This is a genomic window from Micromonospora sp. NPDC000089 (assembly GCF_042899365.1).
GTDB lineage: Bacteria > Actinomycetota > Actinomycetes > Mycobacteriales > Micromonosporaceae > Micromonospora.
The window spans coordinates 204,033-220,403 of the sequence record NZ_JBIAZT010000003.1 but is presented as its reverse complement, the minus strand read 5'-3'; the positions used below and the strand labels follow the sequence as shown (position 1 = coordinate 220,403).

15 protein-coding genes are annotated in these 16,371 nt (G+C 73.7%); 10 read left to right on the top strand and 5 right to left on the bottom strand.

The annotated features are described in order from the left end of the window. The first annotated feature begins 152 nt into the window (after positions 1–152). Positions 153–581, top strand: a complete 429-nt coding sequence (locus ACFY3U_RS07620; protein ID WP_387196576.1) for a hypothetical protein — start codon at positions 153–155, stop codon at positions 579–581. A 91-nt stretch (positions 582–672) separates the two neighbouring features. On the opposite strand, the gene ACFY3U_RS07615 is transcribed toward ACFY3U_RS07620, so the two are convergent. From ACFY3U_RS07615 to dnaK, 5 genes are all read right to left on the bottom strand, one after another. Further along, on the bottom strand, positions 673–882 hold the full coding sequence (locus ACFY3U_RS07615; RefSeq protein ID WP_387196574.1) for a hypothetical protein: 210 nt from the start codon (positions 880–882) through the stop codon (positions 673–675). Positions 883–1,062: 180 nt separating this feature from the next. Beyond that, the gene (locus ACFY3U_RS07610; RefSeq protein ID WP_387196572.1) at positions 1,063–1,500 is read right to left on the bottom strand and encodes a heat shock protein transcriptional repressor HspR; all 438 of its coding nucleotides are present in this window, start codon (positions 1,498–1,500) and stop codon (positions 1,063–1,065) included. 29 nt (positions 1,501–1,529) lie between these two features. Continuing rightward, positions 1,530–2,729, bottom strand: a complete 1,200-nt coding sequence (gene dnaJ / locus ACFY3U_RS07605) for a molecular chaperone DnaJ (RefSeq protein WP_387196569.1) — start codon at positions 2,727–2,729, stop codon at positions 1,530–1,532. An 82-nt stretch (positions 2,730–2,811) separates the two neighbouring features. Further along, on the bottom strand, positions 2,812–3,567 hold the full coding sequence (locus tag ACFY3U_RS07600) for a nucleotide exchange factor GrpE (RefSeq protein WP_387196566.1): 756 nt from the start codon (positions 3,565–3,567) through the stop codon (positions 2,812–2,814). 48 nt (positions 3,568–3,615) lie between these two features. Further along, positions 3,616–5,484 (bottom strand): molecular chaperone DnaK, encoded by a 1,869-nt coding sequence (gene dnaK / locus ACFY3U_RS07595; protein ID WP_387196563.1) that lies wholly within the window; start codon positions 5,482–5,484, stop codon positions 3,616–3,618. Positions 5,485–5,693: 209 nt separating this feature from the next. Between dnaK and ACFY3U_RS07590 the strand changes: the two genes are divergently transcribed. The 9 genes from ACFY3U_RS07590 (at position 5,694) to ACFY3U_RS07550 (ending at position 16,157) form a co-directional block, all read left to right on the top strand. Beyond that, on the top strand, positions 5,694–7,622 hold the full coding sequence (locus tag ACFY3U_RS07590) for an ABC transporter (protein ID WP_387196560.1): 1,929 nt from the start codon (positions 5,694–5,696) through the stop codon (positions 7,620–7,622). Between the two features lie 17 nt (positions 7,623–7,639). After that, positions 7,640–9,301 (top strand): GTPase, encoded by a 1,662-nt coding sequence (locus ACFY3U_RS07585; protein WP_387197600.1) that lies wholly within the window; start codon positions 7,640–7,642, stop codon positions 9,299–9,301. Positions 9,302–9,342: 41 nt separating this feature from the next. After that, complete coding sequence (locus tag ACFY3U_RS07580; protein WP_387196557.1) at positions 9,343–10,569, top strand: hypothetical protein; 1,227 nt, start codon at positions 9,343–9,345, stop codon at positions 10,567–10,569. 86 nt (positions 10,570–10,655) lie between these two features. Further along, positions 10,656–11,294, top strand: coding sequence for a hypothetical protein (locus ACFY3U_RS07575; RefSeq protein ID WP_387196554.1), 639 nt, complete (start codon positions 10,656–10,658; stop codon positions 11,292–11,294). 3 nt (positions 11,295–11,297) lie between these two features. Continuing rightward, positions 11,298–11,459, top strand: coding sequence for a hypothetical protein (locus ACFY3U_RS07570; RefSeq protein ID WP_387196551.1), 162 nt, complete (start codon positions 11,298–11,300; stop codon positions 11,457–11,459). Between the two features lie 651 nt (positions 11,460–12,110). Continuing rightward, on the top strand, positions 12,111–13,289 hold the full coding sequence (gene pdhA / locus ACFY3U_RS07565; protein ID WP_387196548.1) for a pyruvate dehydrogenase (acetyl-transferring) E1 component subunit alpha: 1,179 nt from the start codon (positions 12,111–12,113) through the stop codon (positions 13,287–13,289). After that, positions 13,289–14,278, top strand: coding sequence for an alpha-ketoacid dehydrogenase subunit beta (locus tag ACFY3U_RS07560; protein ID WP_387196545.1), 990 nt, complete (start codon positions 13,289–13,291; stop codon positions 14,276–14,278). The genes pdhA and ACFY3U_RS07560 overlap by 1 nt, the downstream gene beginning before the upstream one ends. A gap of 5 nt (positions 14,279–14,283) precedes the next feature. Continuing rightward, the gene (locus tag ACFY3U_RS07555; RefSeq protein WP_387197596.1) at positions 14,284–15,798 is read left to right on the top strand and encodes a dihydrolipoamide acetyltransferase family protein; all 1,515 of its coding nucleotides are present in this window, start codon (positions 14,284–14,286) and stop codon (positions 15,796–15,798) included. Between the two features lie 221 nt (positions 15,799–16,019). After that, positions 16,020–16,157 carry a hypothetical protein gene (locus ACFY3U_RS07550; RefSeq protein ID WP_387196542.1) on the top strand — a complete coding sequence of 46 codons (138 nt, stop codon included), beginning with the start codon at positions 16,020–16,022 and terminating at the stop codon, positions 16,155–16,157. Positions 16,158–16,371 lie beyond the last annotated feature (214 nt).

Below are 16,371 nucleotides of genomic sequence, written 5' to 3'. Positions count from 1 at the left end.
CCGGACGGCCGACCCGGCGGGTCCGCACCGTCACCGAATTGCTCCCGGCGGGGGCTTCCGCAGGTCGTGGAGCCCGCGCTACCGTGGCGCCCCAGCAGGTCAGGGCGCTGCGGGTTGCGGGTCGACCCGCGGGCGCGAGCGGAAGGTTTCCGGTGAACGTGCAGGAGTCGACGTTCCGCGGCTTCGCCAACCCCGTCGACCCGTCGCCGGCGGAGTTGCGGGCCTGGGCGTACCAGCCCGATTCGGTGCCGCTCGCCTCGATGCCGCCGGACTGGGACCTGCTGGTCGCCGGGGACCACCTGGTGACCACCCTGTTCGACCTGGCGATGGACCCGGCCTGCCCGGCCCGCCGGTTCGCGCTGCACTGCCTGTACATCTACGCCGCCGACGGCATCCGGACGAACTTCCGCGCCCACCCGAAACGCCGCTTCCGCAAGCTGGTCGAGCAGGCCGAGCGGGACGGCGACGAGCCGATGCGGACCTGGGCGCACAACAGCCGGATGCTGCTGGCCCGGCCGCAGCTGTTCGTCTACCGGGACTGGTGCGAGGGCGGCCTGGTCCGCGAAAGGCGGCGGCTCTGAACCGCCCCGCGCTGTTGCAGGAAAACGAACGGCTTTGATGGCGAACGGGCCGGGACCCCCCGTGGGTCCCGGCCCGCACGTCGGCTGATCGTCAGCGTTCCGATCCGCCCTGGTTGCGGTGTCTGGCCTCGTCGCGGCCCTGGTCGATGCCGTGGTCGGTCTGGTCGGCGAAACGACCGTTCTTGATCTTGTCGGAGAAGGATCCCCTGGCCACCCGGTCGAACTTCTCCCGGACAGTCTCGGCCACCTTCTCGAGCCGGTCCTCCGCCTGCTGGGCAACGTTCTTCGCCGATTCCGCCATGGCTCCCCCCGCCAATCGGAGTCCGAAATATCCGGTTGGACCTGTTCCCAGGATAGTGGAACCACACCCGGGTGGACGCCGAAACCGGGAACGGAGACGGCGAGACGGCGGCGCCCGCAAGGGACGCCGCCGTCTCGCCGATGTCGGGGTGCACACCCCGGCCCGGGACCGGGCCGGGGGTCAGCGATCGGTGCGCCGGGGCCGCCAGACCACCAGGGCCGTGGAGGCCCGACTGGTGGGCACCAGGTCGCGACCGGGGAAGGTCGCCAGCGACTCCAGCTCGGCGATCCGCCGGTACGCGGCGTCGAGCTCCGCCTCCAGCCGGGCGACCCGCTGCTGCGCGCGCTCCAGCAGCTGCTCCAGCCCGATGATCCGCTTCACCCCGGCCAGGTTGATGCCGTCGTCCTGGCTGAGCCGCTGCACCTCGCGCAGCAGCACGACGTCGCGCACGCTGTACCGACGGCCGCCGCCGGCCGCCCGGCCGGCCTGCACCAGGCCAAGCCGGTCGTACTGGCGCAGGGTCTGGGGGTGCATCCCCGCCATCCGCGCCGCGACCGAGATCATCAGCACCTTGGCCTCGTAGGCAGGGTCACCCGAACCGACGAAATCGCCCGACATCCCGCTCACCTCCGCACCCCGTTCACCGGTCAACCCACCCGACGCACCCGCGCGTCGAGATGTTCCCGAGCGGCCGGCGGGGTCGACCCGGAGAACGACTCCAGCGCCACCCGGGCCTCGTCCGACACCGTCGCCGGCACCACCACGTCCAGCGTGACCAGCAGGTCACCGGCCTGCCCGTCCCGCCGTACCACGCCCTTGCCCCGGGCGCGCAGCACCCGGCCGGACGGCGTACCCGGCGGCACCCGCAGGGTCACCGCGCCGTCCAGGGTCGGCACCCGCAGGTCCACCCCGAGCACCGCCTCGGCGAAGGTGATCGGCACGGACAGGGTCAGATCGTCCCCGGTACGCCCGAACAGCTCGTCAGGGCGCACCTTCACCTGCACGAACAGGTCACCGGGCGGGCCGCCGCGATCGCCCGGCTCGCCCCGGCCGGCCAGCCTGATGCGCTGCCCGTCGGCCACCCCGGCGGGGAAGCGGACGTTCAGCGTGCGGGTCTTGGTCACCCCGCCGGTGCCGTGGCACTCCGGGCACTTCTCCTCGACCACCGTGCCGACGCCCTGGCAGTTGCGGCACGGCTCGGAGAAGCTGAACGAGCCCTGGTTGCGGGTCGTCACGCCGGCGCCGTGGCAGACCGGGCAGGTGGTTGGCTGGGTGCCCGGCTTCGCGCCGTTGCCGTGGCAGGTGTCGCAGACCCCCGGCGCCCGCAGGGTCAGCGGGAGCGTGACCCCGCGCACCGCGTCGCCGAAGTCGAGCGCCACCTCGGTCTCCACGTCCCGGCCGCGGGCCGGTCCGCGCGGCCGGGTCGGACCGGCGCCACCGCCCCCGCCGCCGGAGAAGATCGTGCTGAACAGGTCGGTGAAGCCACCGCCGCCGAACCGGGTGTCCCCGCCGCCGGCCGTGCCGCCGCCGAACAGGTCGGAGACGTCGAACGGGGCACCGCCACCGCCCGGCTGGCCGGCGCCGCGGGCGTTGCGCCGGAACGCGCCGGAGCCGAACAGCGAGCGCATCTCGTCGTACTCGCGGCGCTTGGCCTCGTCACCGAGCACCGCGTACGCCTCGGAGACGGTCTTGAACCGCTCCTCGGCCAACGGGTCACCGGGGTTGTGATCCGGGTGCGACTCCCGGGCCAGCTTCCGGTACGACTTCTTGATCTCGTCCGAGGAGGCGGACTTCTGCACGCCGAGCGCGGCGTAGTAGTCCTTCTCGATCCAGTCCTTGGAACTCACCGGTCCACCCCCTTCCGAAAGATGTGGCCCGGTCGCCCCGCCCACCGACCGGCGGTGGGTGGGGCGACCGGATGGTCGAGCACTATTCCGGGTCGGCGACCGCGACCAGCGCCGGCCGCAGCAGCCGCTCGCCGAGCTGGTAGCCCCGGCGCATGACCTGGACGCAGGTCGGCTCGTCGACGTCCGGCGAGGTCTGGTGCGCGACCGCCTCGTGCCGGGTGGGGTCGAACGGGTCGCCCTGCTCCCCGAACGGGGTCAGGCCGAACTTGCCCAGCGCGGTGGTCAGCTGCTCGGCCACGGTGCCGAACGGGCCGACCAGGTCGCCGTGCTCGCGGGCCCGGTCCAGGTCGTCCAGGATCGGCAGCAGCGCGGCGAGCACCGAGCCGGTGGCCTGCTCCTGCACCACGCCGCGGTCCCGGTCGACCCGCTTGCGGTAGTTGGCGTACTCCGCCGACACCCGCTGCACGTCCCGGGTCCGCTCGTCGAGCTCGGCCCGGAGCGCCTCCAGTTCCGCCCCGAGCGGGGCGCCCGCCGCGCCGCCGTCGACCGGCTGCGCGGGGGCGTCCACCACGGGCGGACCGGCCGATGCCGGGCCGTCGACGGAGGTGGCCTCGACCTCGATCTCGTCGACCACCACCTCGGCCTCCTCGACCAGGCCCTCGGCCGGGACGTCCGCCCCGGCGTCGGCGGCGGCCGGCGCCTCCTCGGTCCTACCGAGCTTGCGATTGTCGCGGACGACGACCCGCGGCCCGTCGCCGGTTGCCTGCTCGGCGGGCGTGGAGCCACCCGGCGTCGACCCGGTGTTCTCCGGGTCGGCGGCTCGTGGCTTCTCCGTCATGCGACTACCTCGTTTTCTGTGCCGTGGGTCGGGGTCCGGGACGGACCGTCACTTCTTGTCCTCGTCCACGATCTCCGCGTCGACCACGTCGTCCGGACCACCGGCCTGCGGGCCACCGGCCTGCGGGCCACCGGCCTGCGCACCGCCGGGGGCGGCGCCGGGCTGCTCGCCACCCTGCTCGCCCTGCTGGGAGTAGAGCAGCGAACCGGCCTGCTGGGAGACCTGGGCGAGCCGCTCGTGGGCCGCCTTGATCTTGTCGATGTCCTGACCGCCGAGGGCGCTGCGCAGCTCACCGAGGGCCTCGTTGAGCTGGTCGCGGTTCTCGCTGGGGAGCTTGTCACCGCTCTCGGCGAGGAACTTCTCGGTCTGCCACTGCAGGGCCTCGGCGACGTTGCGGGTCTCCGCCTCGTCCCGGCGGCGCTTGTCCTCGTCGGCGTGCTCCTCGGCGTCCCGGCGCATCCGCTCGATGTCGTCCTTCGGCAGCGACGAGCCGCCGGTGATCGTCATCTTCTGCTCCTTGCCGGTGCCCAGGTCCTTGGCGTGCACGTTCACGATGCCGTTGGCGTCGATGTCGAACGTGACCTCGATCTGGGGCACGCCGCGCGGTGCCGGGGGGAGGCCGGTCAGCTCGAAGGTGCCGAGCTTCTTGTTGTACGCCGCGATCTCCCGCTCGCCCTGGAACACCTGGATCAGCACCGACGGCTGGTTGTCGTCCGCCGTGGTGAAGACCTCGGAGCGCTTGGTCGGGATGGTGGTGTTGCGCTCGATCAGCTTGGTGAAGATGCCGCCCTTGGTCTCGATGCCGAGGCTCAGCGGGGTCACGTCGAGCAGCAGGACGTCCTTGACCTCACCCTTGAGCACACCGGCCTGCAGGGCGGCGCCGACGGCGACGACCTCGTCCGGGTTGACGCCCTTGTTCGGGTCGCGGCCGGTGAGCTGCTTGACCAGGTCGGTCACGGCCGGCATCCGGGTCGAACCGCCGACCAGGATCACGTGGTCGACGTCGGAGACCTTGATCCCGGCGTCCTTCACGGCCTGCTCGAACGGGCCCTTGCAGCGGTCCAGCAGGTCCTGCGTCATCCGCTGGAACTCGGCGCGGCTGAGCGTCACGTCCAGGTGCAGCGGGCCGGCCGCGCCGGCGGTGATGTACGGCAGGTTGATGTTGGTGGTGGTGGCGGCGGACAGCTCGATCTTGGCCTTCTCGGCCGCCTCGCGCAGGCGCTGCAGGGCCATCTTGTCCTGGGCAAGGTCGATCCCGTGCTCGCCCCGGAAGGTCTTCACCAGGTGGTCGATGATCCGCTGGTCCCAGTCGTCACCACCGAGCTGGTTGTCACCGCTGGTCGACTTGACCTCGACGACGCCCTCGGCCAGCTCCAGCAGGGAGACGTCGAAGGTGCCGCCACCCAGGTCGAAGACCAGGACGGTCTGCTCCTTGGAGCCCTTGTCCAGCCCGTACGCCAGGGCGGCCGCGGTCGGCTCGTTGACGATCCGCAGCACGTTGAAGCCGGCGATCTCACCGGCCTCCTTGGTGGCCTGGCGCTGGCCGTCGTTGAAGTAGGCGGGGACGGTGATCACCGCGTCGGTGATCTGCTCGCCCAGGTAGGCCTCGGCGTCCCGCTTGAGCTTCATCAGCGTCCGCGCCGAGATCTCCTGCGGGGTGTACTTCTTGCCGTCGATGTCGACGGACCAGTTGGTGCCGATCTCCCGCTTGACCGAGCGGATCGTCCGGTCCGGGTTGGTCACCGCCTGGCGCTTGGCGACCTCACCGACGAGCACCTCGCCGTTGCGGGCGAACGCGACGATCGACGGGGTCGTCCGCGAGCCCTCAGCGTTGGCGATGACGGTGGGCTCACCGCCCTCGAGAACGCTGACGCAGGAGTTCGTCGTGCCGAGGTCGATACCGACCGCACGTGCCATCTTCGCTTCCTCGCTTCGTTACGGGTTGGCAGGTCGGAGGGCCTGCCGGGCGGGCCGCCCGGAGCGACCGCGCCACAAGTTGAGTGAACGTGACTCAATAGTGCCACGCCTCCGCGAAACCGCAAGTCGAGGTTGAGTCACCCCGACGCAACCCGACCGTTATTACCGTCCGGTTGTCTTCCCTTGCATCGGTCGGGCACGCTTTAGCGGTGACGACGCATGGCGATCCCGCCACCCGGTCCGGCGCGCCCACCGTCGCCGCCCGCACCGGGCCGGCGGAGGCCGGCGAGACCGCTCCCGCCAGCAGCGGGGAGCCCACGCCCGGCGCGACTCGACCCGGCACGGGCGGGGACGCGCCCGCCCAGGCCACCGACGCGCCCGAGCCCACCACCGACGGCCTGCCCGGCGCGCTGACCGGCCTGCGGGCCGCTCTCGCGGAGACCCGCTTCCCGCTGGCCCTGCCCTCGGCCGAGCCGGCCCGGCGCACCGCCACGGCGATCGGCGACCAGCTCGACGACTACCTGCTGCCCCGGCTGGCCCGGCTCGACGCGCCGCTGCTGGTGGTGGTCGGCGGCTCCACCGGCGCCGGCAAGTCGACCCTGGTCAACAGCCTGGTGCAGGCCCGGGTCAGCGCCGCCGGTGTGCTCCGGCCGACCACCCGCTCTCCGGTGCTGGTCTGCAACCCGGCCGACTCCGCCTGGTTCCGCCAGGGCGAGCTGCTGCCCGGCCTCACCCGGACCACCGAGCCGAGCGAGGATCCGGGCACCCTGCACCTGGTCACCGCGCCCGCGCTGCCGGCCGGGCTGGCCTTCCTCGACGCGCCCGACATCGACTCGGTGGTGGACGCCAACCGCGCGCTGGCCGGCCAGCTGCTGGCCGCGGCCGACCTCTGGCTCTTCGTCACCACCGCCGCCCGCTACGCCGACGCCGTCCCGTGGGAGCTGCTGCGCAGCGCCCGGTCGAGGGGCGCGGCCATCGCCATGGTGCTCGACCGGGTGCCGCCGGAGGCCGCCGACGAGGTCGCCGCCCACCTGGCCGAGATGCTCGCCGCCCAGGAGCTGGGCGCCGCGCCGCTGTTCGTGCTGCCGGAGACCTGGGTCGACGGGCAGGGCCTGCTGCCGGGGAAGGTCACCGCGCCGCTGAGCGCCTGGTTCGCCCGGCTCGCCGCGGATGCCGAGGCCCGGGCCGCCGTCGTCCGGCAGACGCTGGACGGGGCACTCGCCTCGCTGCACCCGACCGTCGAGGCGCTGGCCGAGGCCGCCGACGAGCAGGTCGCAGCCGCCGACGCGCTGGACGACCGGGTGCGCTCGGCGTACCGGGGGGCGCGGCGGAACGTCCAGGAGGGGCTCAAGGACGGCCGACTGCTGCGCGGTGAGGTGCTCGCCCGTTGGCAGGAGTTCGTCGGCACCGGCGAGTTCTTCCGCACCCTGGAGGCGCGGATCGGCCGGCTGCGCGACCGCTTCGTCGCCGCGGTGACCGGGCGCCCGGCCAGCCCGGCGACCGACCTGCGCAACGCGATCGAGTCCCAGCTGGTCACCCTGCTGCGCGGGGTCTCCTCCGAGGCGGCCGAGAACGCGTACACCGCCTGGCGGGCCCACCCGGCCGGGGCGGCGCTGCTCGAGCCGGGGCTCGCCCACCCCTCCGACGACCTGTCCGAGCGGGCCGAACGGATGGTCCGCGACTGGCAGCGCGGGGTGCTGGAGCTGGTCAAGGAGGAGGGCGGCGACCGGCGGTTCGTGGCCCGCACCGCCGCGTACGCGGTCAACGCCACCGGGCTGGCCGTGATGATCGCGGTGTTCGCCTCGACCGCGTTCATCCCGACCGGCCTGGAGGTCGCCACCGGGGCCGGCACCACGGTCGCCGCGCAGGCCGTGCTCCAGGCGATCTTCGGTGACCAGGCGGTGCGTACCCTGGCCAACAAGGCCCGGGCCGACCTGTTGGAACGGGTCGGCGTGCTGCTCGACGAGGAGGCCGAGCGCTACCTGGCCCGCACCGCGGCCGCGCGCCCCGGCGCGGACGGCGGCGGGGAGCTGCGCCGGGCCGCGGCCCGGGTCGAGGTGGCCCGGCACCGCAGCGGCCTCGCCGACGACCACGGCCGGTCCCTGCCGGCCCCGACCACCGAGGGCGGCACCCGGTGACCAACATCGTCGGCCGGATGCGCGAGGCGATCCGTGGCGAGCAGCGGGTGGACGCGGACGCCCTGGTGGCCCGCCTGGACGCGGTACGCCGCTTCCTCGACGCGGTGGACGGCCAGTTGCCCGAATCCCAGCTGGTCGGCGCGCACACCCTGGTGGAACGGGCCGGCACCCGGCTCGCCCTCTCCCGCGACCACACCGTGGTGGCGCTGGCCGGCGCCACCGGCAGCGGCAAGTCCAGCCTGTTCAACGCCCTGGCCCGGCTCGATCTCTCCCCGGTCGGGGTGCGCCGGCCCACCACCGGGGTGGCGCACGCCTGCGTCTGGGGCCAGCTCGACGGCGCCAACCGGCTGCTCGACTGGGTCGGTGTGCTGCCCCGGCACCGGTTCGTCCGAGAGAGCGCGCTGGACGCCGACGACGAGACCGACCTGCACGGGCTGATCCTGCTCGACCTGCCCGACTTCGACTCGGTGCAGCGCGCCCACCGGCTGGAGGTGGACCGGCTACTCGGCCTGGTCGACCTGGTGGTCTGGGTGGTCGACCCGCAGAAGTACGCCGACCGGGTGATCCACACCGGTTACCTGAGCGAGTTCCACCGCCACCGGGACGTCACCGTGGTGGTGCTCAACCAGGCCGACCGGCTGCCCCCGGCCGAGCTGCCGCGGGTGCTGACCGACCTGCGGCGGTTGCTCGACGGCGACGGACTGGACGGGGTGCCGCTGCTGGCCACCACGGCGATCGACCCGGGCGGCCTGGTGGGCCTGCGCGAGGCGCTGGAGCGGGCGGTCGCCGAGCGGCAGGCCGCGCTGCGCCGGCTCGCCGGCGACGTGGACACCGTGGTCGCCGGGCTGGACGAGCTGGTCGCCGTCGAGGTGCCCCGGGGCGCCCCGGACACCACCACCGTCCGCGAGCTGGACCGGGCCCTCGCCGGCGCGGCCGGGGTGCCGGCCGTGGCGGACGCGGTCGAGGGGGCGTACCGGCACCGGGCCGGCGCGTCGACCGGCTGGCCGCTGGTGCGGGGCTGGCGCAGGCTGCGGCCGGACCCGCTGCGCCGGTTGCACCTGCCCGGGCCGGCCATCGGGCCGGACCAGCCGCAGGAGAGCCTGGTCGCGGCCACCTCGGTGCCCGACCCGACGGCCGCCCAACGGTCGGCCCTCACCCTGGCGATCCGCGCGGTCGCCGACCGGACCGGCGGCGGGTTGCCGGCGCCCTGGCCGGGTGCGGTCACCACGGCCGCTCGGTCCCGGCTGGCCGACCTGCCCGACGCGCTGGACCGCGCGGTCGCCGGTACGGATCTGGGCATGGACCGCCGGCCCGTCTGGTGGCGGCTCGTCGGCGGCCTGCAGTGGCTGGTCACCCTGGCCGCCGTGGCCGGGCTCGGCTGGCTGGCGCTGGGCTACGCGCTGCGCGTGCTCGGGCTGCCCACGCTGGAGTACCCCCGGGTCGGCGAGGCGCCGCTGCCCACCCTGCTGCTGCTCGGCGGCCTGCTCGCCGGCCTGTTGATCGCCGCGCTGACCCGGCCGGTGGTCCGCTGGGCGGCCCGGCGGGCCCGGCTGCGGGCCGAGCGTCGGCTGGCCGCCGCCGTGGCCGAGGTCGGCGGCGATCACGTGGTCACCCCGGTGCGCGCCGTCCTCGACCGGTACGGGCAGGCGCGGGACGCCCTGCGCGACGCCCGACGCTGAGGAAGGCGCTGCCGACCGCCCGGCGGCGTAGGGTCGGTCCCATGGCCACGCCACAGACCCCCTACGAGGCGGTGCTCCACGCCGCGCGCGACGTGACCAGACTGGACAGCGCCCTCGACGCCGAGCTGCTCGGGGCCGCGCTGCTGGGCAGCGTCTACGAGCTCGCCGAGACCGATCGGGAAGCGGCGGTGCGCGAGTTCGTCGCCGGCTTCCTCGCCGCGACGACCCGCCGCCGGACGGCCGCCGCCACCACCCTCCGGTCGATCTTCGCCGCCCTGGTGCCGAGCGCCGAGGGCGTCGCCAAGGTTCGTCCCGGCGCCCAGGCGCCCGGCTGGGCGGGCCAGCTCGGCCGGGTTCACGTCACCGGCACCTGGTCGTACGGCGACGTCTACGGCGACCAGACCTCCTACCTGGCCACCTTCGCGTACGACGACCCGGTCGGCGGCCCGGAGCACGCGCTGGTCGCGCTGGTGGACCACAACATCGGCATCACCAAGGACGTCTTCGTCGGCGGCCCCGCCGAGATGATCATCGAGCAGGTCCGGCAGATGTGCGCCGCGGACGACCTCACCTGGTTCCGCGAGGAGGACCCGGCGCGGCTGCACCGTGAGGTGGGCCGGCACCTGGCGGTCACCGACGGCCTCGGGGAGCTGCCCACCGAGGGTTCGCTCGCCACCGACCGGGTGCTGGTCGGCGCCCGGCTGGCGATGCTGCCCGGCGCGCCCGTCGACGCGGAACTGCGGGAGGCCGAGCCGCTCGGCGGCGACCAGCGCACCGAGCTGGTCCGCGCCTTCCTGGGCTCGCCCGAGGCGGCCCGGGCCGGCCTGGCCGCGGTGGACGACGACGCCGAGCTCGCCTCGATGCACTTCTGCCTCAGCCTGCTCCTCGACCACGCGGCGAGCTTCCCGGACGCCGACCCGCTGCGCTGGAGCCCGGCAGTGGCCGGCCTGTTCCTGCTGGACTGGGTGCACCGACGCGCCGTGCTGGACATGGACGACGCGGCCATGCTGCCCCGGGTGCTGCGCGCCTGGGCGAGGTACGCGGGCCGTCGGCGCGGGCTGCCGGATCGGGCCGTCACGCAGACCGACGAGGCGATCGAGGAGCTGGTGCCGGAGTTCGCCCGCCTCTACAGCACCGGCGAGCGGCGCAGCCCGGCCACCGCCGCGGTGGCGCAGCTGATGGCGGACGGGGTCGACCCGGACGACCCGGTCGCCCTGGACGCCTGGATCGACGCGAACCGGCAGCGACTCGGCGACGACAACGGCTGACCGCCCGCCACCGGGGCGGGCGACCAACGTCTCAGCGGCTCGGCCCCGCCTGCACCGCGGCTCGCGGCCGGCCGGCGGGGATCGCGGTGACCGCGGCCCGGGGTCGGATCGTGGGCACCACGGTCACCGTGACGCTCGACTCCGGCCGGGCCGTGGGTGTCGCCGTCGCGCTCGGGGCGGAAGTGGGCAACACGCTCGGCCCGGCGGTGATCGTCGGGCTCGGCCCGGCGGTGGCCGTCGGGCTTGCCGAGGCGGTTGCCGTCGGGCGTGGCGACGGGGTGGCCCTCGGGCTCCGGGTGGCGGTCGCCGTCGGCCTCGGGACGACGGTCACCGTCGGGCTCGGTTCGGCAGTGACCGTCGGGCTCGGTTCGGGCAGCGGCGTGCCGCTGGGCGACGGATCGGGCGGCGGCTCGGTGAAGGTGCTGCTCGGCTCGGCGGTGGGGCTCGGCGTGGCGCTGGGGGACGGGCGCGGCGCGGGCGCCGGCCAGGAGGTGCGCCGGACCGGCCCGGGGGTGCGCGACGGCGCCGGGGTCGGACGCCCCGCGGCGGGAGTCCGCGGTCTGGGGGACGCGGGCAGCCAGGCCGATCCCGGGTCGCCGGTGGCGGGCGGTGCGGGCGCGGCCGCCGGCAGTTCGGTCGACGCGTCGGGCGGCGCGGGCGCGGTCCCGCCGGCGCCCGCGGTCGGGCCGGACGGCGTGCCCGCGGGCGGCGGAAGGGCCGGCTGACCGGTGGCGGGCACCGGCACCACCACCGGCCCGACGGACGGCGTGGGCAGGAACGGGGTGCGCCCGTCCGGCAGCGCGCTGCCGACGGTGGCCGAGCCGGCGCTGATCGCCGCGAGGATCGGCATCGAGGCGGTGCCGGCGAGCAGGGCCACCGTGAAGAGGTAGCCCCGGCCGGTGGTGGCGCCGGGGGCGCGGTGGCTGCCGATCACCCGGCGGTAGACCGGGCCGGCCCGGTGCCGGCCGAACAGCGGAGCGACGGGCCCCTCACCTGTCTCTGACACGCGCACTCCTCGTCGTCGGCACGGAACGCCGCGGCTACAGCTGCGGCACGGGACGGCGGCGGCGCGAACGTCCCGTGGCGACCGCAACGCCTATTCGGACAAAGACCGCTTAACGCTCATCCAGCCCCGCACAGCTTGCCTCGGTGACGCTCAGTTCACCAGGCGGCACCGCGTGTCGACACACAAGAAGTCCGTCTCCGTGAATCTTCCAGGCGGCAAATCCCTCAGTTCGTCGGGAAGTGGACGGAACACGACAGGTGGGGAGGGCCATAGTGTGGGACCGCTCACCTCCTCTGCCATCATTCAGGCACGACGGCAACGCAGCCGCGATCTCCGCGTACCCCGTGGCAGGCGCGGTTGGGCGCCGGCGCTCCCGAACCGGGTTCGACCCATGGATCCGGCTCAGGCCGCGCGGCAACCCTCACCGGGGCTAGGCGCGGCCGCCAGGAACCAGCCCGGCACCGGCCGGGCCGGCGCAGCAGTTGCGTCGGACGGGTCACCCCCGGTTCGGCGTAGACACGACAGGGAGAGACGGATGGCAAAGGGCGACCCCGGGGCACCCACCCGCGGCCGGCGGGCCGCACCCCGCACCAAGCGAGCCGCCGCGGCCGGCGAGCCGGAACTCGTACAGCTGCTGACGCCCGAGGGCGAGCGGATCGAGAGCGCGATCGGCCCCGACGGTACGGAGTACCGCGTCGACTTCACCGACGAGGAGTACCGCGGGCTCTACCGCGACCTCGTGCTGGTTCGCAAGCTCGACGCCGAGGCCACCGCGCTGCAGCGCCAGGGCGAACTGGGCCTCTGGGCCAGCCTGCTCGGCCAGGAGGCGGCCCAGGTCGGTTCCGGGCGCGCGCTGCGCACCCAGGACATGGCCTTCCCGACCTACCGGGAGCACGGCGTCCTCTACTGCCGGGGCATCGACCCGATCATGCCGCTCGGCCTGTTCCGCGGCGTCGACCAGGGCGGCTGGGACCCGAACGAGTTCAAGTTCAACATGTACACGATCGTGATCGGGGCGCAGACCCTGCACGCCACCGGCTACGCCATGGGCGTGCACATGGACGGCCGCACCGGCACCGAGGACGGCGAGGCGGTGATCGCCTACTTCGGCGACGGCGCCACCAGCCAGGGCGACGTCAACGAGGCGTTCGTCTGGGCCAGCGTCTTCAACGCCCCGCTGGTCTTCTTCTGCCAGAACAACCAGTACGCCATCTCGGAGCCGCTGGAGCGGCAGACCCGGGTGCCGCTGTACCGGCGGGCCGGGGGCTTCGGCTTCCCGGGCGTCCGGGTGGACGGCAACGACGTGCTCGCGTCGTACGCGGTGACCCGGCACGCGCTGGACAACGCCCGGCTCGGCCAGGGCCCCAGCCTGATCGAGGCGTACACCTACCGGATGGGGGCGCACACCACCTCGGACGACCCGACCCGGTACCGGATCGCCAGCGAGGTCGAGGCCTGGAAGGCCAAGGACCCGATCGCCCGGATGAAGGCGTTCCTGACCAACCAGCAGATCGCCGACGAGTCGTTCTTCACCGAGGTCGACGAGCAGGCCCGCGCCGAGTCGGTGCACCTGCGCGAGCGGGTGCTCAACATGCCCAACCCGGAGCCGGTGAGCATGTTCGACCACGTCTACCCGCACGGGTCCCCCGAGCTGGACGAACAGCGGGCGCAGTTCACCAAGTACATGGAGTCGTTCGAGGGGAGCGCGCACTGATGGCCACGGAGACGCTCACCCTCGGCAAGGCCCTGAACACCGGCCTGCGCAGGGCCCTGGAGAACGACCCCAAGGTCGTCATCATGGGCGAGGACGTTGGCAAGCTCGGCGGTGTGTTCCGGATCACCGACGGACTCCAGAAGGACTTCGGCGACCAGCGGGTGATCGACACCCCGCTGGCCGAGTCCGGCATCATCGGCACCGCGGTCGGCCTGGCCATCCGCGGCTACCGCCCGGTCTGCGAGATCCAGTTCGACGGCTTCGTCTACCCCGCGTACGACCAGATCGTGTCGCAGGTGGCGAAGATGCACTACCGCTCGCAGGGCAAGGTACGGATCCCGATGGTGATCCGGATCCCGTACGGCGGCGGCATCGGCGCGGTCGAGCACCACTCGGAGTCGCCCGAGGCGTACTTCGCGCACACCGCCGGCCTCAAGGTGGTGACCTGCGCCAACCCGCAGGACGCGTACACGATGATCCAGCAGGCGATCGCCTCGGACGACCCGATCGTCTTCCTGGAGCCGAAGCGGCGCTACTGGGAGAAGGGTCCGGTCGACGTGGACGCCCCGCTCGCGGAGGCGTACCCGCTGCACTCCGCCCGGGTGGTGCGGCCCGGCGCCGACGCGACCGTGCTGGCGTACGGGCCGATGGTGCGGACGGCGCTGGACGCGGCGACCGCCGCCGCCGAGGACGGTCGCGAGCTGGAGGTCGTCGACCTGCGCACGCTCTCCCCGCTGGACCTGACCGCCGCGTACGAGTCGGTGAAGCGCACCGGCCGCTGCGTGGTCGTCCACGAGGCCCCGGGCAACCTGGGCCTGGGCTCGGAGATCGCGGCCCGGATCACCGAGGAGTGCTTCTACTCCCTGGAGTCCCCGGTGCTGCGCGTCACCGGTTTCGACACCCCCTACCCGGCCAGCCGGGTGGAGGAGGAGTACCTGCCCGACCTCGACCGGGTGCTCGACGCCGTCGACCGCTCCTTCGGCTGGTGACCGGCATGTCGCGGATCAAGGAGTTCAATCTGCCCGACCTGGGCGAGGGCCTGACCGAGGGCGAGATCCTGGCCTGGCTGGTCAAGGTGGGTGACGTCATCGAGCTGAACCAGCCGATCGTCGAGGTGGAGACGGCCAAGGCGGCCGTCGAGATCCCGGCGAAGTGGGCCGGTCAGGTGCAGGCGATCTTCCAGCCGGAAGGCACCACGGTCGAGGTCGGTACGCCGATCATCGCGATCGACACCGACCCGGGCGCCGGCCCGATCGAGCAGTCGACGACCGGTGCGCCGGCCGCCGCCCTGCCCACCCCGTCGGCCGCCTCGCTGGCCGCCGTCGAGATCGCGCCCGAGGAGGGCATGGTCGAGCCGGGCCTGATCGGCGGGGCCGCCCCGGGTGGGCGTACCGCCGTGCTGGTCGGCTACGGCCCGCGGACCACCGCGGCGAAGCGCCGGCCGCGCAAGGCGGGCGCCCCCGCCCAGGCCGCGGCCACCCCGGCGTCGTCCCGCGTCGCCCCGGCCCCGGTGCCCGCCCAGCCGGCCGCGCCCCAGCCGGTCGTCCCGCAGCCGCCGGCTCCGGCTCCGGCTCCGGCTCCGGCTCCGGCTCCGATGAACGGCAACGGCCGGGTCGGCGGAGCGGTGCTGGCCAAGCCGCCGGTCCGCAAGCTCGCCAAGGACCTGGGCGTCGACCTCGCCACGCTGACCGGCTCGGGCCCGCTGGGCTCGATCACCCGGGAAGACGTACAGCGGGCGCTGACGGCGACTCCGGCGGCCGAGCCGGCGGCGGGCACGGCGCCGGTCACGGCCGCCGCGAGCTTCGGCGCGGACCGCGAGCGGCGGATCCCGGTCAAGGGGGTACGCAGGCTCACGGCGGAGAACATGTCCCGTTCGGCCTTCACCGCCCCGCACGTGACGGAGTTCCTCACCGTCGACGTCACCCGGACGATGGAGGCGCTGGACCGGCTGAAGGGTCGGCGGGACTGGCGCGACGTGCGGGTCTCGCCGCTGCTGCTGGTGGCGAAGGCCGTGCTGGTCGCGGTCGGGCGGCACCCGATGGTGAACTCGACCTGGGCCGGCGACGAGATCATCGTCAAGGACTACGTCAACCTGGGCATCGCGGCGGCCACCGACCGCGGGCTGATCGTGCCGAACATCAAGGACGCCGGCCGGCTGACGCTGCGCGAGCTGGCGGGCGCGATGACCGACCTGGTGCAGACGGCGAAGGCGGGGAAGACCTCCCCGGCGGACATGTCGGGCGGCACCCTGACGATCACCAACGTGGGCGTCTTCGGGGTCGACACCGGCACGCCGATCCTGCCCCCGGGCGAGTCGGCGATCCTGGCCTTCGGTGCGGTCCGCAAGATGCCGTGGGTGCACGAGGACGAGATCAAGATTCGGCAGGTGACGACGCTGGGACTGTCGTTCGACCACCGGATCATCGACGGCGAGCTGGGGTCGAAGTTCCTCCGCGACATCGGGGACTTCCTGGCCGACCCGGAGGCGGCGCTGCTCGCCTGGACCTGACCGGTCACCACGCCACGGCCACGGCCGGTGTGCCCAGGGTTAACGCCCGGCACACCGGCCGTGGCCGTTAGGCAACCAAAACTTCGGCCGACATGCCAGTTTGCCTACGATCCTTAGGCAGGTGTCTCAGCTCACCTAATAATCGATGGAAGTTGGCGGTCGATTGCGGTTGAATAGAGACACCAGGGGCTGACAACCGAATAGCCGGAGGAGAAACCACCATGAGCATGATCGAGCGAATCCGCACCCGCCGCGACGCCACCCGCCGTGCCCGCGCCATCGAGCACGCGCTGCGTTCCGCCAACTCCCCCGCGGTGCGCGAGGAGATCCTCGCGATCGCCCAGCGTCACATCAGCTGACGCTCCCCAAAGACTTTTCTCACCTCCTCCAGATCGACGACCCGCCCGGTCAGACCGGGCGGGTCGTCGGCGTTTCCGGGGCGCTGAGACCGGGATTCCGCCCCGACCCGACGCCCGGTACGGTGGGGCACGGTCGCCACCCACCGACCCGCGACGAGATCGAGCCGGATGGAAGCGGATCGACACCGTCCGGCGACGAGGAGTGACGGCCGGG